The following is a 22,079-nucleotide window of genomic DNA, read 5'->3' on the forward strand; positions in this document are numbered from 1 at the left end:
TCGCGCGGATCGGCCGGATCCGTCGACATCCGGCCGAGCGGGCCGCGGCGGCGACTCGGCCCAGGGCCCCCGCGAGACTCCCGGCTGGGAGGATGGCCGCATGATCATCCTCGCCGGCACGCCCATCGGAAACCTCGGCGACGCCTCGAGGCGGCTGGTGGAGGCGCTCTCGACCACGAAGCACATCGCGGCCGAGGACACCCGCGTCACGATCCAGCTCCTGCGCGCCCTCGGCATCGTGAACCGGCCGACCCTCTACGCCCTGCACGACCACAACGAGCGCGAGCGCGCGGCCGAGCTGGTCGAGCTCGCCCGCGAGGAGGACCTCCTCGTGCTCAGCGACGCGGGCATGCCCACGGTGTCCGACCCGGGCTACCACCTCGTCGAGACCGCGGTCGCCGCGGGAGTCGCCGTGACCGCGCTGCCAGGCCCGTCGGCGGTGCTGATGGCGCTCGCCGTCTCGGGCCTGCCGACCAACCGCTTCAGCTTCGAGGGCTTCCTGCCCCGCAAGCACGGGGAGCGGATCTCGACCTTCCGCGCCCTGGTCGACGAGCGCCGCACCATGGTCTTCTTCGAGTCGCCGCACCGCATCGGCGACGCGCTCGCGGATCTCGTCGAGGTGATGGGCCCCGAGCGCCGGGTCGTCGTCTGCCGCGAGCTGACGAAGATGTTCGAGGAGGTGCGCCGCGGCCCGGCCGCCGAGCTGGCCGAGTGGGCCGCCGGCGGGCTGCGCGGCGAGATCTGCCTCGTGGTCGAGGGCGCCCCTGTGCGGGAGGCGTCGCTCGAGGACGCCCTGCTCGCCGTCCTCGAGCGGGTCGCGGCGGGAGACCGCCTCAAGGAGGCGTCGGCCGAGGTCGCCGAGCACACCGGCCTCTCGCGCCGCGCCCTCTACGAGGCGGCGCTCGCCTCCCGCCGCGCCTGAGCGCTGCGCGGCCCCTGCGTCACACACCGGGAGGCGTCCCGCGCGAAGAATAGGATGGTCGCCATGTCCGACGGCGCCTCCTTCTATCTCACGACCCCGATCTTCTACGTGAACGACGTCCCGCACATCGGGCACGCGTACACCGAGGTCGCCGCCGATGTGCTGACGCGCTGGCACCGCCAGGCGGGTGACGACACCTGGCTGCTCACCGGCACCGACGAGCACGGCCAGAAGATCCTGCGCACGGCGACCGCGAACGGCACGACGCCGAAGGAGTGGGCCGACCGCCTCGTGCAGACCGCCTGGCAGCCGCTGCTCGAGACCATCGACATCGCCAACGACGACTTCATCCGCACCACCGACGAGCGCCACGAGGTCAACGTGCAGCGCTTCCTGCAGAAGCTCTACGACGAGGACGCCGTCTACACCGGCGAGTACGAGGGCTACTACTGCGTCGGCTGCGAGGAGTACAAGCAGCTCTCGGACCTCGAGGAGGGCACCGGCGACTACATCGGGCAGTACGTCTGCAAGATCCACTCGAAGCCTGTCGAGCTGCTCAAGGAGAAGAACTACTTCTTCAAGATGAGCCAGTACACCGAGCGCCTGCTCGCGCTCTACGAGGAGCGCCCCGACTTCATCCAGCCGGAGTCGGCGCGCAACGAGGTCGTCAGCTTCGTGCGCGCGGGTCTCGCCGATCTGTCGATCTCGCGCTCGAGCTTCGACTGGGGCGTCAAGGTGCCGTGGGACGACTCGCACGTCGTCTACGTCTGGTTCGACGCGCTGCTCAACTACATCACCGCCGTCGGCTACGGCCAGGACGAGGCCGAGTTCGAGCGCCGCTGGCCCGCCACCCACATCGTCGGCAAGGACATCCTCCGCTTCCACGCGGTGATCTGGCCCGCGATGCTGATGGCCGCCGGGCTCGAGGTGCCCAAGCAGGTCTTCGGCCACGGCTGGCTGCTCGTCGGCGGCGAGAAGATGTCGAAGTCGAAGCTCACCGGCATCGCGCCCGAGCAGATCACCGACACCTTCGGCTCCGACGCGTTCCGCTACTACTTCATGCGCGCGATCACCTTCGGGCAGGACGGCTCGTTCTCGTGGGAGGACCTGTCGGCCCGCTACCAGGCCGAGCTCGCGAACGGCTTCGGCAACCTCGCCTCCCGGGTGATCGCGATGCTGCACCGCTACTACGACGGCGTCGTCCCCGAGTCGGGCGCGCCGACCGAGGCGGAGGAGCGCGTCCGGCGCACCGTCAGGGAGGCGGCGACCACGGCCGACCACGCGATCGACGCACTCGCGATCCACGACGCCATCACGGCGGTGTGGACCATCGTCGACGAGCTCAACGGCTACATCACCGAGCAGGAGCCGTGGGCACTGGCGAAGGCGGGCGACCGCGAGCGCCTCGGCACCGTGCTCTACACGGCGTCGGAGGGGCTGCGCGCCCTCGCCGTGCTGCTCTCGCCGGTCGTGCCCCGCGCGACGACCCTGCTCTGGGAGGCGCTCGGCGTCGAGGAGTCCCTCGGCGCGCTCACCGCGCAGCGCCTCCGCGAGGCGGGGGAGTGGGGCCAGCTGCCCGTCGGCACGACGGTCGGGGCCCTCGCCCCCCTCTTCCCGCGCATCGAGGTGCCGGCCGTCTGACCCCGGCGGTGCCGTCGGATCGGCATCGAGGGAACCCCGGACCGTCGAGGGAGCCGGCACCACCGGGCGGCCTCGACGGTCCGGGGTTCCCTCGCGAACCGTCAGGAGCACCCCGCTAGCCTGGAGCGCATGACCGACAGCCAGCACGTCCGCGCCCGCGAGAACACCTCGGGCCGCGACCTGACGTACCCGCCGCTGCCCGAAGCGCTCGTGGTCCCCGTCTACGACAACCACACGCACCTCGAGATCGCGGACGGCCTCGAGCCCCTCGACTACCGCGAGCAGCTCGACCGCGCCTCCACCGTCGGCGTCCGCGGAGTCGTCCAGGTCGGCACGGACGTCGAGACCAGCCGATGGTCGGCCGAGATGGCCGCCTCCGAGCCGCGGATGCTCGCCGCCGTCGCGATCCACCCCAACGAGGCGCCCGAGCTCGACGCGCGCGGCGAGCTCGACGACGCGCTCGCTGTCATCGCCGAGCTCGCGACCCAGCCGCGCGTCCGCGCCGTCGGCGAGACCGGGCTCGACTTCTTCCGCACCGGAGAGAGCGGTCGTCCGGCCCAGTACCGCTCGTTCGAGGAGCACATCCGCATCGCGAAGGAGACCGGGGTCGCGCTCCAGATCCACGACCGCGACGCGCACCGCGAGGTGATGGACACCCTCCGCCGCGTCGGCGCCCCCGAGCGCACCGTCTTCCACTGCTTCTCCGGCGACGCCGAGATGGCGCGGATGTGCGCGGAGGAGGGCTGGTACCTCTCCTTCGCCGGCAACGTGACCTTCAAGAACGCGGACGCGCTGCGCGAGGCGCTCGCGGTCACTCCGCGGCACCTGATCCTGGTCGAGACGGACGCGCCGTTCCTCACGCCGAGTCCGTTCCGCGGCCGCCCCAATGCGCCGTATCTCATGCCGCACACGGTGCGCGCGATGGCCGAGTACCTCGAGACCGACGTCGGACACCTCGCCGCGACGATCGCCTCCAACACCGAGCAGGTCTACGGCGAGTGGGGCGGAGAGGTCGGCTCCGAGCCGACGGAGCCCGTCGGACCGCTCGCATGAGCGGACGCCACGCCGCCGAGCCGTCGATCGCGAGCGTTCCGCGACTGCTCGGCCCGGCCGAGATCCGCGACCTCGCGCAGATCCTCGACGTCACGCCGACCAAGAAGCTCGGCCAGAACTTCGTGCACGACGCCAACACGGTGCGCCGCATCGTGAAGCTGGCGCGGGTGCAGGCCGGCGAGACCGTGGTCGAGATCGGCCCGGGCCTCGGCTCGCTGACCCTGGGCCTGCTCGAGGCGGGCGCCGGAGTCGTCGCGGTCGAGATCGACGGCCGCCTCGCCGAGCAGCTGCCCCGCACGGTCGAGCTGATGGCTCCCGGCGCCGAGCTCGAGGTGGTGCACGCCGACGCGATGCGCGTGCTCGAGCTGCCGGGCGAGCCGGCGCGGCTCGTCGCGAATCTCCCGTACAACATCTCGGTGCCGGTCCTCCTGCACTTCCTCGAGCACTTCGCGAGCATCCGCTCGGGTGTCGTGATGGTGCAGGCCGAGGTCGGGCACCGCCTGGCCGCCGCACCCGGCTCCAAGGTCTACGGCGGTCCGAGCGTCAAGGCGGCCTGGTTCGGCTCGTTCACGACCGGAGGCACCGTCTCGCGCCAGGTCTTCTGGCCGGTCCCCAACGTCGACAGCGTGCTGGTCGGCTTCGAGCGCGGCGAGGAGCCGGGCGACGAGACCCTGCGCCGGGCCGTGTTCGCGGTGATCGACGCCGCCTTCGCCCAGCGGAGGAAGATGCTCCGCCAGTCGCTCTCGTCGCTCTTCGGCGACAGCGCCGCCGCCATCGCCGCGCTCGAGGCCGCGGGCGTGCCGCAGACGGCGCGCGGCGAGGAGCTCGGCGTCGACGAGTTCGTCGCTCTCGGACGCTCGCTCGACCCGGCGCGCGTGCCGATCAGGGGCGGCTCGGTGCCGCCCGCGACCGACGACGACCTGGACGACGAGACCGACGACGAGGCGCCCTCCGACCGGGACGAGACCCGCTCCGCCACCCTGTAGCGTGGAGGCCATGGCCCCTCGCGCGACGTCGACCCGGGTCCACGCGCGGGCGCCAGGCAAGATCAACGTCTACCTCAAGGTGGGCGCGGTCCGCGACGACGGGTACCACGAGCTCGCGACCGCGTTCCAGTCGCTGTCGCTCTACGAGGACGTCTACGCGAGCGACGCCCCCGACTTCTCGGTCGAGTTCTCGGGCTCGATCGACACCGACGATCTCGCGACCGACGGCTCGAACCTCGCGATCAAGGCGGCCCGTGCGCTCGCCAGGGCGACCGGGTACCGCGGAGGCGTGCACCTCGCGATCGAGAAGAACGTCCCGATCGCCGGGGGCATGGGAGGCGGCTCGGCCGACGCCGCCGCCACCCTCCTCGCCTGCGACGCGCTCTGGGGCACCGCGTGCACCCGTGAGCAGCTGCTCGGCATCGCCTCGAGCCTCGGCGCCGACGTGCCGTTCTCGTTCACCGGAGGCACCGCGATCGGCGTCGGTCGCGGCGACGAGCTGAGCCCCGCGCTGGCGAAGGGCCGCTTCGAGTGGGTCCTCGTGCTGTCGGAGCAGGGCCTGTCGACCCCCGAGGTGTACAGCGAGCTCGACCGCCATCGCGAGCGGCACCTGCGCGACTTCCGCCCGATCGCGGCGACCCCGAGCATCGACCCGAACGTGCTGCAGGCCCTGCGCGCGGGAGACGCGGCGATGCTCGCGGACGCGATGCACAACGACCTGCAGGCCCCGGCGCTGCACCTGCAGCCGGGTCTCGCGCGGATCCTCGAGCTGGGGGAGGGGCGCGGAGCCCTCGGCGGCCTCGTGTCCGGCTCCGGGCCGACCGTGGCCTTCCTGGCGCCGGACGCCGACGCCGCCGAGGATCTGCACCGCGAGCTGACCGGCGCGCGCCTGCGGGCCGTCCGCGTGACCGGTCCGGTGCACGGCGCGCGCATCGTCTCCGGCTAGTCGCGGTCCGCGCTCGCAGCCCCGACCCGCAGTCAAGGCCCGGACTCGTGGCCTAGAGTGCCGCTCATGTCCCCCAGACGAGCCGCACTCCTCGCGATCCTCTCGGGGATCGTCGCCGCCGCAGTCGCCCTCGCGAGCGCCGAGCTCGTGGCCGTGTTCACCGGCGCGGGAGGCAGCCCGCTCGTCGCCGTCGGCGGCTTCGTCATCGACATCGTGCCGCCCGGCGTCAAGGACACCGTCATCGCGCTGTTCGGCACGGGCGACAAGGTCGTCCTGCTGGTGTCGGTGGGCGTCGCCGTCGCGCTCCTCGCGGTCGCGGCCGGACTGCTCGAGTACCGCAAGCCTCCGCTAGGCGTGCTCGTGCTCGCCGCCGTCGCGGGCCTGGGCGCCCTGGCCGCCGTCACCCGCGAGGGCGCGTCGGGTCTCGCCGCCGCCCCCAGCGTCGCCGGCATGGTCGTGGGCGCCGCGTTCCTGCGGGCCGCCGCCGCCCGCCTCCGCGGCTGGGAGGAGGAGCCCGCGCGCGGCGGCACCGACCGCCGCTCCTTCCTCCGCCTGGTCGGCATCGCCGGCGCCGCCGCCGTCGTGGTGGGCGTCGGTGCCCGGATGGTGACCGCCGCCTCCGCCGCCGTGACCGCCGTGCGGGAGGCCGTGAAGCTGCCCGCCCCCGCGAGCACCGCGCCCGCCGTCCCTGCCGCGGCGATGCTCGACGACATCGAGGGGATCACGCCCTACCTGACGTCGAACGCCGACTTCTACCGGATCGACACCGCGCTCTCGGTGCCGTCCGTCGACCCGGCCGACTGGTCGCTCCGCATCACGGGCATGGTCGAGGAGGAGGTGACGATCACCTGGGACGAGCTGCTCGCCCTCCCGCTCGAGGAGCACCTGGTCACCCTCTCGTGCGTCTCGAACGAGGTCGGCGGCGACCTGATCGGCACCGCTCTCTGGCTCGGCTACCCGATCCGCGACCTCCTCGCCCGCGCCCGGCCGCTCGCGGGCGCCGACATGGTCCTCTCGCGCAGTGTCGACGGATTCACGGCCTCCAGCCCGCTCGAGGTCCTTCAGGACGAGGGCCGGCCGAGCATTGTGGCGGTCGGGATGAACGGCGAGCCGCTCCCGGTCGAGCACGGCTTCCCGGCGCGCCTGGTCGTGCCCGGGCTCTACGGCTACGTCTCGGCGACGAAGTGGGTCACCGAGCTCAAGGTCACGACCTTCGCCGACGACGTCGCCTACTGGTCGACTCGCGGCTGGACCGAGCGCGGCCCGATCAAGATCGAGTCCCGGATCGACGTGCCACGGCAGGGCCAGGCGGTCGCCGCCGGCACCGTCGCGGTCGCCGGAGTCGCCTGGGCGCCGCACACCGGCATCGCAGGCGTGGAGGTGCAGGTCGACGGCGGCGTGTGGCAGCCCGCGCGCCTCGCCGAGGCCGTCACCGCCGACACCTGGATCCAGTGGGTCTACGAGTGGGAGGCGATCGCCGGCGACCACGTCCTCCTGGTCCGCGCGACCGACTCCGAGGGCCTGGTGCAGACCTCGGAGGAGGCGCCCCCCGCCCCCGACGGAGCCTCCGGCTGGCACATGCGCACGATCACCGTGGCCTGAGCGGGCCTCCGCAGGGCGGTCTGCGGCGTTGTCGTCGGTCGCGATGCCGCCGGTATCGCTCCCTCCTCCGCCTTGCATCCCACCGCGCGGAGGCCCGCTCAGTGATGCCGGCCCTGCTGGAGCGCCTAGGCTGGATCCCTATGGCACATCTGCTGGGCGCCGAGGCGCTCCGACTCGAGTACCCCACGCGGGTCATCTTCGACGACGTCTCCCTGGGCATCGAGGAGGGCGACCGGATCGGGATCGTCGGACGCAACGGCGACGGCAAGTCGACGCTCCTCCGCCTCCTCGCGCAGCGCATCGAGCCCGACAGCGGTCGCGTCACGCACCGCCGCGGCGTCACCCTGGGCATGCTCGACCAGGCCGACACCGTCGACGAGGACCTCACCGTCGCCCAGGCCGTCGTCGGCGGCCTCGACGAGCACGAGTGGGCCGGTGATGCACGCACCCGCGACGTGATCGCCGGGCTGCTGCGCGACGTGCCGTGGGACGGCATCGTCGGATCCCTCTCCGGAGGCCAGCGCCGTCGGGTCGCGCTCGCGAAGCTGCTCGTCGGCGACTGGGACGTCGTGTTCCTCGACGAGCCCACCAACCACCTCGACGTCGAGGGCATCGCCTGGCTCGCCGAGCACCTCAAGCGCCGCTGGGCCGTCTCCTCCGGCGGGCTCGCGGTCGTGACCCACGATCGCTGGTTCCTCGACGAGATCTGCACCGCGACCTGGGAGGTGCACGACCGCATCGTCGAGCCCTTCGAGGGCGGCTACGCGGCCTACATCCTGCAGCGCGTCGAGCGCGACCGGATGGCGTCCACGATGGAGGCCAAGCGCCAGAACCTGATGAAGAAGGAGCTCGCCTGGCTCCGCCGCGGCGCGCCCGCCCGCACGGCGAAGCCCAAGTTCCGCATCGACGCGGCCAATCAGCTGATCGAGGACGAGCCTCCGGTGCGCGACTCGGTGTCGCTCTCGCAGCTCGCCGTCTCGCGCCTGGGGAAGGACGTCGTCGACCTGCTCGACGTCACCGTCCGCTACGGCGAGCGCACCGTGCTGAACCGCATCGAGTGGCGGATCGCTCCGGGCGAGCGCACCGGCATCCTCGGCGTGAACGGGGCCGGCAAGTCCACGCTCCTCGGGCTGGTGGCCGGAAGCGTCCAGCCCACCAGCGGCAGGGTCAAGCGCGGCACGACGGTCCGCGTCGCGATCCTCGACCAGCAGCTGCGCGAGCTGACGGAGGTGCAGCACCAGCCGGTCCGGGAGATCATCGCGGAGCAGCGCACCAGCTACTCCATCGGCGGCAAGGACATGACGCCGGGCCAGCTGCTCGAGCGCCTCGGCTTCTCGAGCGCCCAGCTCTCGACGCCGGTCAAGGACCTCTCGGGTGGCCAGCGCCGCCGCCTCCAGCTGCTGCTCATCCTGCTCAGCGAGCCGAACGTGCTCATCCTCGACGAGCCCACCAACGATCTCGACACCGACATGCTGGCCGCGATCGAGGACCTCCTCGACTCCTGGCCCGGCACCCTGCTCGTCGTCTCGCACGACCGGTACCTGCTCGAGCGCGTCACCGACCAGCAGTACGCGGTGATGGACGGCGCGTTCCGGCACCTGCCGGGCGGAGTCGAGCAGTATCTCGAGCTGCGCCGCGCCCTCGAGAAGGGGGCGCCGGCCGCCGCGTCGGGAGGCGCGTCCGCCGCCGCTCCCGGTCTCGCGGGTGCCGAGCGCCGCACCGCGACGAAGGAGGTGTCGGCGATCGACAGGCGTCTCTCGAAGCTGGGGCAGCTCACAGCCGCGGTGCACGAGAAGATGGCGACCCACGACCCGGACGACTACGACGGCATCCTCGAGCTGAACGCGAAGCTCCGGACCTACGCGGACGAGACCGCCGAGCTCGAGCTGCGCTGGCTGGAGCTCTCGGAGCTGCTCGAGGCCTGAGGCCCGCGCACCATCGGCTCAGAGTTCCGCTCGCGCGCCATGGTGCGCGAGCGGAACTCCTGGCTGACGTCGCGCTCAGCCGAAGTCGAGTGAGAGCTTCCGGAGGAGCTGCGCGAGCCGCTCCTGCTGCGCGTGCGTGAGCGCGCCCAGCAGCTCCTGCTCGGCGTCGACCAGGCGGGTGATCGCGGCGTCGACGCGGGCGAGCCCGGACGGCGTCATCTGCACGAGCACGCCGCGGCCGTCGTTCGGGTCGTCGAGGCGCTCGACCAGGTCGCGCTCGACCAGGCGGTCGATGCGGTTGGTCATGGTGCCGCTGGTGACCATCGTCGCCTGCAGCAGCTGCTTCGGGCTCATCCGGTAGGGAGCGCCGGCGCGGCGGAGCGCCGAGAGGACGTCGAACTCCCACGTCTCGAGCTCGGAACGGCCGAAGGCGATGCCGCGGGCGCGCTCGAGCTGCTTGGCGAGCCTCCGCATGCGCGAGAAGACCTGCAGGGGAGTGAAGTCGAGGTCGGGCCGCTCGCGCACCCAGGCGTCGACGATCCCGTCGACCTCGTCATTCGCACTCACCCCTCCATTCTGGCGGGTGGACGCCCTCCGTCGTGCCGGCGGCGACCGCTGTTGACATCAACGGCTATAGCCTCTAGCTTGTGGCTATCCGCATTAGCCGACTGGAGGACGACATGACCGAGTTCCTGACCCTGGACGAAGGCACCATCGCGTACGACCTGACGGGAGAGGGACCCCTCGTGGTGCTCGCCCACGGCATGGGCGACAGCCGCCACTCCTACCGCTTCATCGTCCCGGCCCTCGTCGCCGCGGGCTACCGCGTCGCCAACGTCGACCTCCGCGGATGCGGCGAGTCCAGCGTCGACTGGAAGGGCTACAGCCGTACGGACATCGCCGGCGACCTGGTCGCCCTCGTCCGCCACCTCGGCGGCCCGGCCGTCCTCGTCGGCCAGTCGATCAGCGGCGGTGCGGCGACGATCGCCGCCGCCACGGCGCCCGACCTCGTCGTCGGCCTCGCCGAGCTCGCTCCCTTCACGCGCAAGCAGTCGATGGACTTCGGGGGGCTCCTGCGGGTGAAGAAGCACCGCGCCGGCACGATCGAGCTGGCGAAGGTCATGATGACCGGCAGCCTGAAGGGGTGGCTCGCCTACCTCGACCTGGCGATCCCCACGAAGCCCGTCGACTGGGCCCGCGAGCGCGCCCGGATCGAGACGAGCCTGAGCCGCCCCGAGCGGATGCGCGTGCTGAAGGCCATGACCACGACCACTCCGGCCGACGCCGGAGCCCAGCTGGGCAACGTGACGTGCCCGGTGCTCATCGTCGAGGGCGGCGCCGACCCCGACTGGGCCGACCCGCGCGCCGAGGGCGAGCGGATCCTCGCCGATCTGCCCGCCGGCCTCGGCGAGCTCGCCGTCATCGACGGCGCCGGCCACTACCCGCACACCGAGACCCCCGACGAGCTGCTCCGACTGCTCCTGCCCTTCCTCGGCCGGACCCTCGCCGCCACGCGCCGCGCCTAGAGCCGGGCTCGACGCCGCGATCGTCACGGAGGCCGGCGCGGCCCTCGCCGACGAGCGGGGCCTCGGTCGGCTCAGCACGAGCGCCGTCGCCGATCGGCTCGGGGTCGGGAACCCGTCGCTGTACGAGCACGTCGACGGCCTCGCCGCCCTCGAGCGCCGCATCGCGGTCCGCGCGGCGACGGAGGTGGGGGACCCGACCCTCCCGCCCGACGCCGCGGAGTGCGGGTCGAGCGCGGGCGGATGGCAGGATGGACGGCGCGCGCGAGCGCAGTCCGCCATGGTGTAACGGCAGCACGGCAGCCTTTGGAGCTGTCCGGTCCAGGTTCGAATCCTGGTGGCGGAGCAGGGTCCACCCGCGCGGGTCGGCCCCGGAGGAGAACGAGACATGGTCGACAGCACGCTCGCGGTCGTGATCCTGGCCGCCGGTCAGGGCACCCGGATGAAGTCCCGCACCCCGAAGGTCCTGCACCGGCTGGCGGGTCGCCCGCTGCTCGGGCACGTCCTCGACACCGCGGCCTCTCTCGACGCCGCCCACGTCGTCACCGTCGTCCGCCACGAGCGCGCGCGGGTGGCGGAGGCGGTCCTCGAGCACACCCCCGCGGCCCTCGTAGTCGATCAGGACGAGGTGCCCGGCACCGGCCGTGCGGTCGAGCTCGGCCTCGCGGCGCTGCCCGACGACTTCGACGGGACGGTCGTGGTGCTCAGCGCCGACGTCCCCCTCCTCGACGCCACGACCCTCCGCCGCCTCGTCGACGAGCACCTCGCCGCTGCGAACGCGCTGACGATGCTCTCGTGCGTGCTCGAGGACCCGACCGGGTTCGGGCGCATCGTGCGCGCGGGCGACGGCGGATTCGCCTCCATCGTCGAGCAGAAGGACGCGAGCGACGCCGAGCTCGCCCTCACCGAGACCAACGCCGGGGTGTACGCGTTCGACGCCGCCGCCCTCCGCTCGGTGATCGGCGCGATCGGCACCGACAACGCCCAACGCGAGAAGTACCTGACGGACGCCGCTGCCGCGCTCAAGGCAGCGGGTCGCGCCATCGAGGCCGTCCCCGTGCAGGACCGCTGGCTCGTCGCCGGCATCAACGACCGCGCCCAGCTCGCCGACGCGGCGCTCGAGCTCAACGCCCGCATCGTGCGGCGCTGGCAGCTCGCCGGGGTCACGATCCAGGACCCGGCGACCACCTGGATCGACGTGGACGCCGTCCTCTCACCCGACGTCGAGATCCTCCCCGGCACCCAGATCAAGGGACCGACCGTCATCGCCTCCGGCGCGATCATCGGCCCCGACACCACCCTCGACGCGTGCGAGATCGGCGAGGACGCCGTGGTGAAGCGCTCCGACGCCACCCTCGCCGTGATCGGCGCCCGCGCCCAGGTCGGGCCGTTCTCCTACCTCCGTCCCGGCACCGTCCTCGGCGCCCGCGGCAAGATCGGCACCTACGTCGAGACGAAGAACGCCACCATCGGCGCCGGCTCGAAGGTGCCCCACCTCTCGTACGTCGGCGACGCGACGATCGGCGAGGAGTCGAACATCGGCGCCGGCTCGATCTTCGCCAACTACGACGGAGTGACCAAGGCCGCCTCGATGGTGGGGTCCCATGTGCGGGCCGGGTCGCACAACGTCTTCGTCGCCCCGGTTAGAATCGGCGACGGAGCGTACACGGGCGCCGGCACGGTCATCCGCAAGGACATCCCAGCCGGAGCCCTCGGGATCACCGTCGCTCCGCAGCGCAACATGGCCGGATGGGTGCAGACCCACCGCCCGGGAACCGCGTCGGCCACCGCCGCCGAGGCAGCCCTGGCGTCGGAGCCCACGGGCACCGAGCCGGCCACCGGAGGAAGCGGAGCACAGTGACGGCCATCACCGCCAGCAACAAGAAGAGCCTGGTCCTCGTCTCGGGGAGGGCGCACCCGGCGCTGGCGGAGCAGGTCGCCGCCGAGCTCGGCACCGAGCTCGTGAACACCGAGGGCCGCACCTTCGCCAACGGCGAGCTGTACGTGCGCTACGGCGACAGCGTCCGCGGAGGCGACGTGTTCGTCATGCAGTCGCACACCTCGCCGATCAACGAGTGGCTCATGGAGCAGCTCATCATGGTCGACGCGCTCAAGCGCGCCTCGGCCAAGCGCATCACGGTCGTCGCACCGTTCTACCCCTACGCCCGGCAGGACAAGAAGGGTCGCGGCCGCGAGCCGATCTCGGCCCGCCTCGTCGCCGACCTCTTCAAGGCCGCCGGAGCCGACCGGATCATGTCGGTCGATCTGCACGCCGCGCAGATCCAGGGCTTCTTCGACGGGCCCGTCGACCACCTCTTCGCCATGCCGGTGCTCCTCGAGCACTTCCGCGAGAAGCTCGACCCGTCGACCCTCACCATCGTCTCGCCCGACATGGGCCGCGTCCGCGTCGCCGACATCTGGAGCGACAAGCTCGGCGTGCCGCTCGCGATCATCCACAAGCGCCGCGACCCCAAGGTCGCCAACCAGGTCTCGGTCCACGAGATCGTCGGAGAGGTCGCCGGCCGCGTCTGCCTCCTCGTCGACGACCTCATCGACACCGGCCGCACCATCGCCAAGGCGGCCGAGGCCCTCAAGGCCGCCGGCGCCGTCGGAGTCGTCGTGGCCGCGACCCATGCGGTCTTCTCCGACCCGGCCCGCGAGCTGCTCAGCTCCGAGTTCATCGACTCCGTCGTCGTCACCGACACCCTCCCCCTCCCCGAGGAGAAGCGCTGGGACCGCCTCACGATCCTCCCCATCGCCCCGCTGCTCGCGCGGGCGATCCACGAGGTCTTCGATGACGGCTCCGTCACCTCCATGTTCGACGGCGACGCGTAGCGGGTCTCGGCACGGCCATCTGCGGCGTTGTCCTCGGTCGCGATACCGCCGGTATCGCTTCCTCGTCCGCCTTGCGATCGACCGCCCCGAGGCGCGCTCAGCGGCTTCGGGCGTGGAGTGGCTCCGCCCTGCTGGTCGAGTAGCCCCGCAGGGGCGTATCGAGACCCACTAGCGTCAGCAGATCAGGCTTCGGCCCTTGTCTTCTGACGGACGTGGATCTCGATACGCCCGCTGCGCGGGCTACTCGATCAGCGAGCGGGCGGCGGGAGAAGTCGGCGTCCGTGCCGAGCCTGCTGGTCGAGTAGCCCCGCAGGGGCGTATCGAGACCCACCGGCGTCAGCAGATCAGGCTTCGGCCCTTGTCTTCTGACGGACGTGGATCTCGATACGCCCGCTGCGCGGGCTACTCGATCAGCGCGGAGAGCGGCGGGAGAAGCCGGCGCCGAGCATGCTGGTCGAGTAGCCCTGCAGGGGCGTATCGAGACCCACCGGCGTCACCAGATCAGGCTTCGGCCCTTGTCTTCTGACGGATGTGGATCTCGATACGCCCGCTGCGCGGGCTACTCGACCAGCGAGCGGGCGGCGGGAGAAGCCGGCGTCCGTGCCGAGCTTGCTGGTCGAGTAGCCCTGCAGGGGCGTATCGAGACCCACCGGCGTCAGCAGATCGGGCTTGAGTCCCGGCCTTCGGACGGACGTGGATCTCGATACGCCCGCTGCGCGGGCTACTCGATCAGCGCGGAGGGCGGCAGGAGAATCCGGCGCCGAGCATGCTGGTCGAGTAGCCCCGCAGGGGCGTATCGAGACCCACCGGCGTCAGCAGACCAGGCTTCAGCCCTGCCCTTCTGACGGATGTGGATCTCGATACGCCCGCTGCGCGGGCTACTCGATCAGCGAGGAGAGGGTGGGCTCCATCGACGAGGTGGGCCGATCGGCGAGGAGGGGACCTTCGCTCCGCTCTCGCCTCCCGGCCACGGCGGGACCGACGAGGTGGGCGATCGCTAGGGTGAGCGAGTGGCTGTGCGATCGGATCAGACCCGGACGGGGGGTCCGAAGCGTGCGCCGCGAGAGCCGGTGTGGGTGGTGGGGCTCGCGGGGCTGTTCCTCGTCTGGTCGCCCGCGGCGCTCGAGGCCGGCTGGTGGCTGCTCCTCGGGCTCGCGATCGCGACGGTCGCGGCGATCCTCGGCGTCCTCGCGGACGCAGGCCGGGCCGCGGAAGACGGGCCGACGGGGGAGTGGCTGGGGCTCGCGGGCCGGGCGCTCGGCTCCGCCGCCCTCGCGCTCACGGCCGCCGAGTCGGTGGTCGGCGCGAGCGCTCGCCCGGTCGCGATCCTCCTCCTGGTCGCGGTCACGCTCTTCGTCGTGCGCGGGGGAGTGCTCCGCCAGCGCCTGGCGGTGACCCTCGGTGCGCTCGTCGGACTCCTCCTCCTCGCCGCGGTCGTGATCGTGCTGGTCACCCCTCCGAGCGCGGCGTCGTCCGATCTGATCCTCGGCGGTCCCGAGGGGGCGGTCTCGGCGGCCGCCTTCCTGCTCCTCCTCTTCCCGACGGCGGCGCCCGGATCGAGGACCGGCGGCTCGCTGATCCGCATCGCCGTCACCGCCGTGCTCGCCGCGCTGATCGGCACCGGGCTCCTGCTCCTCGTGGGGCCCGGGACGCTCGCGGCGGCCGCGGCCCCGTTGCGCGCCTCCGTGGCGGGGACGGCGGCGGAGGTGCCGGTCGCGATCGCGGCGGTGGTCGCCTCCCTCCTCGCGCTCGTCGTGCTGGCGAGACGGGACGCCTCGGCGCTGGTGCGCCTCGCCGACGAGGGCGAGATCCCCCGGCCGTTCGCCGCCCGCAACCGCCGGACCGGCGTGCCGTCGGCGGTCCAGCTCGTGGTGTGCCTCGTCTCGGTGCTCGCCGTGGTGATCCTCGACGCGGATGCGCTGCTCGCCTTCGCGATCGGCGCGGCCTTGGTCGCGTCGACCCTCCGCCGCCTCGACCGGGGCGCGAGGGGAGTGTCCTGGGCCGCGGTCGTCTGGGCCGCGATGGCGCTGCTGCTCCTGCTGGCCCTGCCCTCGGCGACGGCCGCCGCGGTGGCCATCGTGCTCGCGGGGCTCCTGATCGTCCGCGCGTTCCGGCGCTGACCGCTCAGCGTCCGGCGCCCGACACCTCGTCGAGGGCGCGGCCCGGGAGTCGCAGCGACAGCGGATCCGCTCGCACCCGGTCGAGACCGGAGCGCACAGCGCCGAGCGCGACGGCCTGGTCGCCGAGTGTGGAGGCCAGGATCCGCGGCGCCGGGGCGTGCACTCGGCCGACCAGCCGCCGTGCCACGTCGGCGAGCAGCGGCTGAGCGGAGGCGGCGAGTGCGCCGCCCACGACGATGAGCGAGACGTCGAGCAGGTTCGCCAGGGTCGCGGCCACGTTCGTCAGGCGCTCGGCGAGCCGGTCGACGACCTCCTGAGCGAGCGGGTCGCCCGCCTCCGCGGCGGCGAAGACCTGCTCCGCTCCAGGAGCGTCCCTCCGATCGAGGAGCGATGCGGGATGCCCGGGGACGGCCATCGCCTCGTGCGCCCAGTGCCGGGCGAGCGCCGCGATGCCCTCGGCCGAGCCGACGCCCTCGACCAGGTCGAGGTAGCGCATCTCGCCGGTGAGTCCGCGGGCACCGCGCAGCAGGCGTCCGCCCAGGACGACGCCTCCGCCGAGCCGTTCGCCGGAGAGCAGGGCGAGGTAGTCGTCGGCATCGACGGCCGCTCCGCGCCACCCCTCGGCGAGGGCGGCGAGGTTGGCGTCGTTGTCGACCACCGCCTCCCAGCCGCGGTCGGCGAACCGGTCGGCGAGCCCGGGGTTCATCACGCCCCAGAAGTCGTTGTCGCCCTCGGGCGAGCGACCGCGGGCGTCGACCGGTGCGGGGACGCCGAACGTGATCGCGAGGACACCGGAGTCGCTGATCCCCGCCTCGGCGAGGGTGCGGTCGAGGACCCGCTCGATGTCGGCGATGCGGCGCTCGCGGGGGATGTCCTCGACGTGCTCGTGCGCGACCGGCTCGGTGCGCCGGGCGACGGTCTCGCCGAGCAGGTCGGCGACGAAGACCCCGACGCTGTGCTGACCGGCGTCGACGCCGACGACCACACCTGCGTCGCGCCGGAGTGAGTACCGGCGGGCCGGTCGCCCCTTGACGTAGTCGCCGGCGGCGCGCTGGTTCTCGAGCTCCTGGAGCCAGCCGAGCTCGATGAGGTCGTCGCAGACGGCGATCACGGTCGAGCGGGTCAGTCCGGTGCGCTCGATGAGATCGGAGGCGGTGAGGGGCGCTCCGCTCCAGGCCTGCCCGAGGACCTCGAGGGCGTTGCGGCGCCGCTGGAACGAGAACGTGGTGACCTCGGACATCCGCTGCACCTCCCTCTTGACCCCGGGCGGATCGGCTGCAACAGTACATCGCGTACTAGATTTTCTCATTAGATTTAGTCGACACAGCAACTTATCCACGATCCACGGGAGACGACGACGTGCCCCTTTCACCCTCCACCGCCGGCGGACTCAGCCGGCGCGCCCTCCTCGCGGTCGCGGGAGCCGGCGCCGCGGCGCTCGGCCTGTCGGCCTGCGCCTCGCCCGGCTCCTCGGGCGGCGTGACCGAGATCACCTTCTTCCAGTCCAAGCCCGAGGTCATCGGCTACTTCGGCGACGTGATCGACCGCTTCCACGCGTCGCAGTCGCGGATCCGCGTCGTCCACGACTTCTCCTCGAACCTCTCGGCCGGCTTCGTGCGGAGCAACCCGCCCGACCTCGGCTGCCTCAACTACAACTTCGAGGTGGCGCGCTTCGTCGAGCGGGGCGCCCTCAGCGATCTGTCCGACATGCCGGAGGCGAAGCGGATCAATCCCGCGATCCAGCCGCTGATCGAGCAGACCGCGGCCTACCCGGATCGCACGAGCGTCCTGCCGTACTCGCTGATGATGGCCGCGGTGCTCTACAACCGCGACATCTTCGCGGCGCAGGGGCTCGAGGTGCCGACGACGTGGACCGAGTTCCTCGCGGTCTGCGAGGCGCTCACCGCCGCGGGCATCACCCCGATCTACGGCACCTACAAGGATCCGTGGACGGTCGCGCAGGGCCTGTTCGACTACTCCGTCGGCGGCACCGTCGACCTCGAGGCCTTCTTCTCGCAGCTGAAGGAGCAGGGCGCCGACGTCGGAGCCGGCTCCCCGGTGTCGTTCGAGAAGGACTTCGCCGCCCCGGTCGACCAGATGCTGCAGGTCGCCGCGTACTCGAACCCCAACGCGGCGAGCCGCGCCTACGGAGACGGCAACCTCGCGTTCTCGAACGGCGAGGCCGCGATGCTGTTCCAGGGTCCGTGGGCGCTGAGCGAGATCGCCAAGACGGCGCCCGACCTCTCGATCGGCGCGTTCCCGCTGCCGATGACCGACGATCCCGACGACCGCCGGGTGCGGGTCAACGTCGACCTCGCCCTCTGGATCCCCGAGGCCTCCGAGAAGAAGGAGGCGGCGCGCGAGTTCCTGGCCTTCCTGATGCAGCCCGAGATCATCGACGCGTACAACGCCGACAACAACGCGTTCGGCGTCACGACCGACGCGCCCCCGGTGACGCAGCCGACCCTCGTCGAGCTGCAGGAGTTCTACGACCGCGCCGCGTTCAGCCTCGGGGCCTCGCAGCTCGTGCCGCAGAACATCCCGCTGCAGAACTACCTCCAGGGCATCGTGCTCGGCTCCGACCCCGCGTCGACGCTGCGCACCGTCGACGCCGACTGGGCGCGCATCGCGTTCCGCTCCTGACCCCCCGCTTCCCACCACCTCTCAGAGACGAGACACCCATGGCACTCCAGGCCCCCACCCGAGCGGAGGCGCGCCCGACCGAGGCGCCCCGCCCGGCCGCCCCGCAACGGCGCCGGCAGCGCACCGACAGGACCTTCCTCCTGTATCTGCTGCCCGCGCTCGTGCTCTTCACGCTCGCGATCACCCTGCCCGCGGCGATGGGCGTCTTCTTCAGCTTCACCGACTCGATCGGCTTCGGCGAGTGGTCCTTCATCGGATTGACGAACTACGTCGCACTGTTCTCGGACCCGGCGATCGCCGCCTCCTACGGCTTCACGGTCCTGCTCGCCCTGGTCACCGTCGTGGCGGTGAACGTCGTCGCGTTCCTGCTCGCGATCGCTCTCACGTCGCAGATCCGCGGCAAGGTCGCCCTCCGCGCCGTGTTCGTGCTGCCGATGGTCGTCTCGGGCATCATCATCGCGTTCGTCTTCAACTTCCTGTTCTCGAACTCGCTGCCCGCCTTCGCCGAGTCGATCGCCTTCACGCCGCTCGCCAGCAGCATGCTGGCCGACCCGAACCTCGCGTGGCTCGCGATCGTGATCGTGACCGCCTGGCAGGCGGTCCCCTCCGCCCTGCTGATCTACATCGCCGGGGTGCTCTCCATCCCCGGAGACGTCTACGAGGCCGCATCGCTCGACGGCGCCTCCGCCTGGGGTCAGCTGCGCTCGATCACCCTCCCGCTCGTCGCGGGCTACGTCGTGATCAACCTCGTGATCGGCTTCAAGAACTTCCTCAACTCGTACGACATCATCGTCGGCCTCACCGACGGCGGCCCCGGAACCTCGACCCGCAGCGTCGCGATGACGATCTTCTCGGGCTTCACCAGCGGCGACTACGCCTACCAGATGGCCAACGCCACGATCTTCTTCCTCATCGCGCTCGTGATCGCGCTCGTGCAACTGCGCGTCTCGCGCGGAAAGGCGGCCTTCTGATGACCAGCCAGGTCCCCCTCGCCCCGTCCCTCCCCGGAACCCGGCCGGCGGTGAACGCCGACGCCCGCCGCGGCGCCCGGCGGAAGCGCTCCAGCCTCCTCCTCACGATCGTGCTCGCGATCTGCGCCCTCTCGGTGATCGGTCCGCTCTGGGTCACGCTCACGATGGCCTTCAAGACCACGGCGCAGGCGGTCGACGGCAACGCCTTCTCGATCCCGCTGCCGTTCTCGGTCGACGGCTTCGTGCAGGCGTGGAACCTCACCGACTTCCCGCGCGGCTTCGCGATCTCGGTGCTCGTGTCGGCGATCACGGTCGGCGGCACCATCGTCCTCAGCGCGCTGGCCGCGTTCGCCATCTCGCGCAACTGGGACAAGCGCTTCTACCGCTGGTCGTTCTTCTACCTGCTGGCCGCGATGTTCCTGCCGTTCCCGGTGCTCGCGCTCTCGCAGGTGTCGCTCACCGGGTTCGTCGGCCTCGACAACCCGATCGGCGTCGCGATCCTGCACGTGATGTTCCAGCTCTCGTTCAGCGTGATGCTGTTCACCGCGTTCCTCCGCTCGCTGCCGGAGGAGCTCGAGGAGAGCGCCCGCCTCGACGGGGCGTCGACGAACCAGGTGTTCTGGCGGCTGGTGTTCCCGCTGCTCGCCCCGATGAGCGCGACGGTCGGCATCTTCGCCTTCCTCGCCTCCTGGAACGACTTCATGATGCCGTCGCTGATCACCTCCGACCCGTCGCTGCAGACGCTGCCGGTGCTGCAGAAGATCTTCCAGACCCAGTTCAGCAACGACTACAACGTCGCCTTCGCCTCCTACCTGATGGCGATGGCGCCGGCGATCATCGTCTACCTCTTCACCCAGCGCTGGGTCATGTCCGGCGTCACTCAGGGCGCGATCAAGTAGGGCACGCGGGCCTCGGGGCGGCCATCTGCGGCGTTGTCGTCGGTCGCCGTAGCTCCGCTACGACTCCCTCCTCCGCCTTGCAGCTGACCACCCCGAGACCCGCGGGCTCAGCTCCGGGGGACGCGGTAGGCGGTGGGCCGCGCTGCGCGCGAGCCAGGGAAAGCCGCGCTGTGCGCGAGCAGGGGAAGGCCGCGCTGCGCGTGAGCCGCATGGGCAGCCTCTGCTGATCGAGTAGGCCGCGCAGCGGGCGTAACGAGGTCCACGTCCTCAGCGGGGTGGCGTGAACGGAACAGACCAATCAAGGGAAGGAAACACGTGACAGACACGGTGCTCACGAGGAGCGGGACGAAGGACGACGCGCTGTGGTGGCGGCAGGCGGCGGTGTACCAGATCTACCCGCGGAGCTTCGCGGATGCGAACGGGGACGGGATCGGGGATCTCGCGGGGATCATCCAGCGCATCCCGTACCTGAGGGAGCTCGGGGTGGACGCGGTCTGGCTCAGCCCGTTCTACCCGTCGGCGCTCGCCGACGGCGGCTACGACGTGGCCGACTACCGCGACGTCGACCCGCGGATCGGGACGCTCGCCGAGTTCGACGAGATGACGGCGCTGCTGCACGAGGCGGGCCTCCGTGTGATCGTCGACATCGTGCCGAACCACTCCTCCGACCTGCACCCGTGGTTCCAGGAGGCGCTCGCCGCCCCGAAGGGATCGCCCGAGCGGGAGCGCTACGTGTTCCGCGACGGCCGCGGCACCGACGGAGCCCTGCCGCCGAGCGACTGGGAGTCGGTCTTCGGCGGCCCGGCCTGGGAGCCGGTCGGTGACGGACAGTGGTACCTGCACCTGTTCGCGAAGGAGCAGCCCGACTGGAACTGGGCGAACCGCGAGATCCGCGACGACTTCCTCCGGACTCTCCGCTTCTGGTCCGACCGCGGGGTCGACGGCTTCCGGATCGACGTCGCGCACTCGCTGGTGAAGGATCTGACCGAGCCGCTCGCCGCCTCCGCCGAGCTCGTCGAGCAGCGCCTCGACGGCAGCCACCCCTTCTGGGACCGCGACGAGGTGCACGAGGTGTACGCCGAGTGGCGGGCCCTCTTCGACTCCTACGACCCGCCGCGCACCGCGGTGGCGGAGGCGTGGGTCGACGCGTCGAGGCGAGCCCGCTACGCGAGCCCCGAAGGACTCGGCCAGGCCTTCAACTTCGACCTGCTCGAGGCCGACTTCGACGCCGACACCGTCCGCCGCCTGATCTCGTTCAACCTCGAGCTGGCCGCGGAGTCGGGCTCCTCGACCACGTGGGTGCTCTCGAACCACGACGTGGTGCGGCACGCGACCCGCTACGGCCTGCCCGCGCAGGGCGAGGCTCCGGTCGCCCCCGCGAAGCAGTGGCTGCTGAGCGGAGGGGAGGAGCCGGCCCTCGACCGCGAGAAGGGGCTCCGCCGCGCCCGTGCCGCGACCCTCCTCCTGCTGGCCCTGCCGGGATCGGCCTACCTCTACCAGGGCGAGGAGCTGGGCCTGCACGAGGTCGCCGGCATCCCCGACGCCGAGCGCCAGGATCCGACCTTCTTCCGCAGCGGCGGGACCGACGTCGGTCGCGACGGCTGCCGGGTGCCGCTGCCGTGGGAGTCGACGGGCACCTCCTTCGGCTTCGGTCCGGGCGGCGCGCACCTGCCGCAGCCCACCTGGTTCGCCGGCGCCTCCGTCGAGGCCGAGGAGCTGCGGGAGGAGTCGACCCTGTCGCTCTACCGCCGCGCCCTCGCGCTCCGGCACGCGCTGCAGACCGACGAGCAGCTGGAGTGGCGGGACGGCCAGGAGGGCGTCCTGCACTTCGCGCGCCCCAACGGCTGGCGCTCGGTGACGAACTTCGGCGACACCGCTGCCGCGCTGCCCGAGGGTGAGGTGCTCCTGGCGAGCGGACCGCTCGACGGCGTGCTGCCCCCGGACACCACCGTCTGGCTGCGCTGACCGGACTGCGCTGACCGGAACGACGAAGGCGCCCCTGCACCTCGGTGC

At 71.9% G+C, this 22,079-nt stretch carries 18 protein-coding genes and 1 tRNA gene; 17 read left to right on the forward strand and 2 right to left on the reverse strand.

The features are described 5' to 3' along the window. Positions 1-100 precede the first annotated feature (100 nt). The 7 genes from rsmI (at position 101) to GRS96_RS08380 (ending at position 9,075) form a co-directional block, all read left to right on the forward strand. The gene (rsmI, locus tag GRS96_RS08350) at positions 101-922 is read left to right on the forward strand and encodes a 16S rRNA (cytidine(1402)-2'-O)-methyltransferase (RefSeq protein WP_159988237.1); all 822 of its coding nucleotides are present in this window, start codon (positions 101-103) and stop codon (positions 920-922) included. Between the two features lie 63 nt (positions 923-985). Further along, on the forward strand, positions 986-2,563 hold the full coding sequence (gene metG / locus GRS96_RS08355) for a methionine--tRNA ligase (protein ID WP_159988238.1): 1,578 nt from the start codon (positions 986-988) through the stop codon (positions 2,561-2,563). 129 nt (positions 2,564-2,692) lie between these two features. Then, positions 2,693-3,616, forward strand: a complete 924-nt coding sequence (locus GRS96_RS08360) for a TatD family hydrolase (RefSeq protein ID WP_159857458.1) — start codon at positions 2,693-2,695, stop codon at positions 3,614-3,616. Next, the gene (rsmA, locus tag GRS96_RS08365) at positions 3,613-4,602 is read left to right on the forward strand and encodes a 16S rRNA (adenine(1518)-N(6)/adenine(1519)-N(6))-dimethyltransferase RsmA (RefSeq protein WP_159988239.1); all 990 of its coding nucleotides are present in this window, start codon (positions 3,613-3,615) and stop codon (positions 4,600-4,602) included. The genes GRS96_RS08360 and rsmA overlap by 4 nt, the downstream gene beginning before the upstream one ends. A 10-nt stretch (positions 4,603-4,612) precedes the next feature. Next, entirely contained in the window at positions 4,613-5,548 is a 936-nt protein-coding gene (locus GRS96_RS08370; protein ID WP_159857454.1) for a 4-(cytidine 5'-diphospho)-2-C-methyl-D-erythritol kinase, read from the forward strand. Between the two features lie 66 nt (positions 5,549-5,614). Next, positions 5,615-7,150, forward strand: coding sequence for a molybdopterin-dependent oxidoreductase (locus GRS96_RS08375; protein ID WP_159988240.1), 1,536 nt, complete (start codon positions 5,615-5,617; stop codon positions 7,148-7,150). Between the two features lie 140 nt (positions 7,151-7,290). After that, complete coding sequence (locus tag GRS96_RS08380; protein ID WP_159857450.1) at positions 7,291-9,075, forward strand: ABC-F family ATP-binding cassette domain-containing protein; 1,785 nt, start codon at positions 7,291-7,293, stop codon at positions 9,073-9,075. Between the two features lie 75 nt (positions 9,076-9,150). Here the strand turns inward: GRS96_RS08380 and GRS96_RS08385 are convergent, their stop codons facing one another. Next, positions 9,151-9,642 carry a MarR family winged helix-turn-helix transcriptional regulator gene (locus tag GRS96_RS08385; protein ID WP_068251926.1) on the reverse strand — a complete coding sequence of 164 codons (492 nt, stop codon included), beginning with the start codon at positions 9,640-9,642 and terminating at the stop codon, positions 9,151-9,153. Positions 9,643-9,722: 80 nt separating this feature from the next. Between GRS96_RS08385 and GRS96_RS08390 the strand changes: the two genes are divergently transcribed. The 6 genes from GRS96_RS08390 (at position 9,723) to GRS96_RS08415 (ending at position 15,553) form a co-directional block, all read left to right on the forward strand. Further along, complete coding sequence (locus GRS96_RS08390; protein WP_236553591.1) at positions 9,723-10,601, forward strand: alpha/beta fold hydrolase; 879 nt, start codon at positions 9,723-9,725, stop codon at positions 10,599-10,601. Positions 10,602-10,620: 19 nt separating this feature from the next. Beyond that, positions 10,621-10,887: a TetR family transcriptional regulator gene (locus GRS96_RS08395; RefSeq protein WP_159989273.1), complete on the forward strand. Its 267-nt coding sequence runs from the start codon at positions 10,621-10,623 to the stop codon at positions 10,885-10,887. Continuing rightward, positions 10,873-10,944: transfer RNA gene (locus tag GRS96_RS08400), tRNA-Gln, on the forward strand. The genes GRS96_RS08395 and GRS96_RS08400 overlap by 15 nt, the downstream gene beginning before the upstream one ends. A 42-nt stretch (positions 10,945-10,986) precedes the next feature. After that, positions 10,987-12,459, forward strand: a complete 1,473-nt coding sequence (gene glmU / locus GRS96_RS08405; RefSeq protein ID WP_159988241.1) for a bifunctional UDP-N-acetylglucosamine diphosphorylase/glucosamine-1-phosphate N-acetyltransferase GlmU — start codon at positions 10,987-10,989, stop codon at positions 12,457-12,459. Further along, the gene (locus tag GRS96_RS08410; RefSeq protein WP_159857444.1) at positions 12,456-13,433 is read left to right on the forward strand and encodes a ribose-phosphate diphosphokinase; all 978 of its coding nucleotides are present in this window, start codon (positions 12,456-12,458) and stop codon (positions 13,431-13,433) included. The genes glmU and GRS96_RS08410 overlap by 4 nt, the downstream gene beginning before the upstream one ends. 1,076 nt (positions 13,434-14,509) lie before the next feature. After that, positions 14,510-15,553 carry a hypothetical protein gene (locus tag GRS96_RS08415; RefSeq protein ID WP_159857442.1) on the forward strand — a complete coding sequence of 348 codons (1,044 nt, stop codon included), beginning with the start codon at positions 14,510-14,512 and terminating at the stop codon, positions 15,551-15,553. Positions 15,554-15,557: 4 nt separating this feature from the next. Here the strand turns inward: GRS96_RS08415 and GRS96_RS08420 are convergent, their stop codons facing one another. Next, positions 15,558-16,793: an ROK family protein gene (locus GRS96_RS08420; RefSeq protein WP_159988242.1), complete on the reverse strand. Its 1,236-nt coding sequence runs from the start codon at positions 16,791-16,793 to the stop codon at positions 15,558-15,560. 119 nt (positions 16,794-16,912) lie between these two features. Between GRS96_RS08420 and GRS96_RS08425 the strand changes: the two genes are divergently transcribed. The 4 genes from GRS96_RS08425 (at position 16,913) to GRS96_RS08440 (ending at position 22,031) form a co-directional block, all read left to right on the forward strand. Continuing rightward, positions 16,913-18,196 (forward strand): ABC transporter substrate-binding protein, encoded by a 1,284-nt coding sequence (locus GRS96_RS08425; protein ID WP_159988243.1) that lies wholly within the window; start codon positions 16,913-16,915, stop codon positions 18,194-18,196. A gap of 38 nt (positions 18,197-18,234) precedes the next feature. Continuing rightward, complete coding sequence (locus tag GRS96_RS08430) at positions 18,235-19,167, forward strand: carbohydrate ABC transporter permease (RefSeq protein ID WP_159857436.1); 933 nt, start codon at positions 18,235-18,237, stop codon at positions 19,165-19,167. Continuing rightward, a complete protein-coding gene (locus tag GRS96_RS08435; RefSeq protein WP_159988244.1) occupies positions 19,167-20,066 on the forward strand; it encodes a carbohydrate ABC transporter permease in 900 nt (299 codons plus the stop codon). The genes GRS96_RS08430 and GRS96_RS08435 overlap by 1 nt, the downstream gene beginning before the upstream one ends. A 315-nt stretch (positions 20,067-20,381) precedes the next feature. Beyond that, positions 20,382-22,031, forward strand: a complete 1,650-nt coding sequence (locus tag GRS96_RS08440) for a glycoside hydrolase family 13 protein (protein WP_159988245.1) — start codon at positions 20,382-20,384, stop codon at positions 22,029-22,031. Positions 22,032-22,079: the final 48 nt, after the last annotated feature.

The sequence above is a fragment of the Rathayibacter sp. VKM Ac-2803 genome (genome assembly GCF_009807175.1).
GTDB lineage: Bacteria > Actinomycetota > Actinomycetes > Actinomycetales > Microbacteriaceae > Rathayibacter.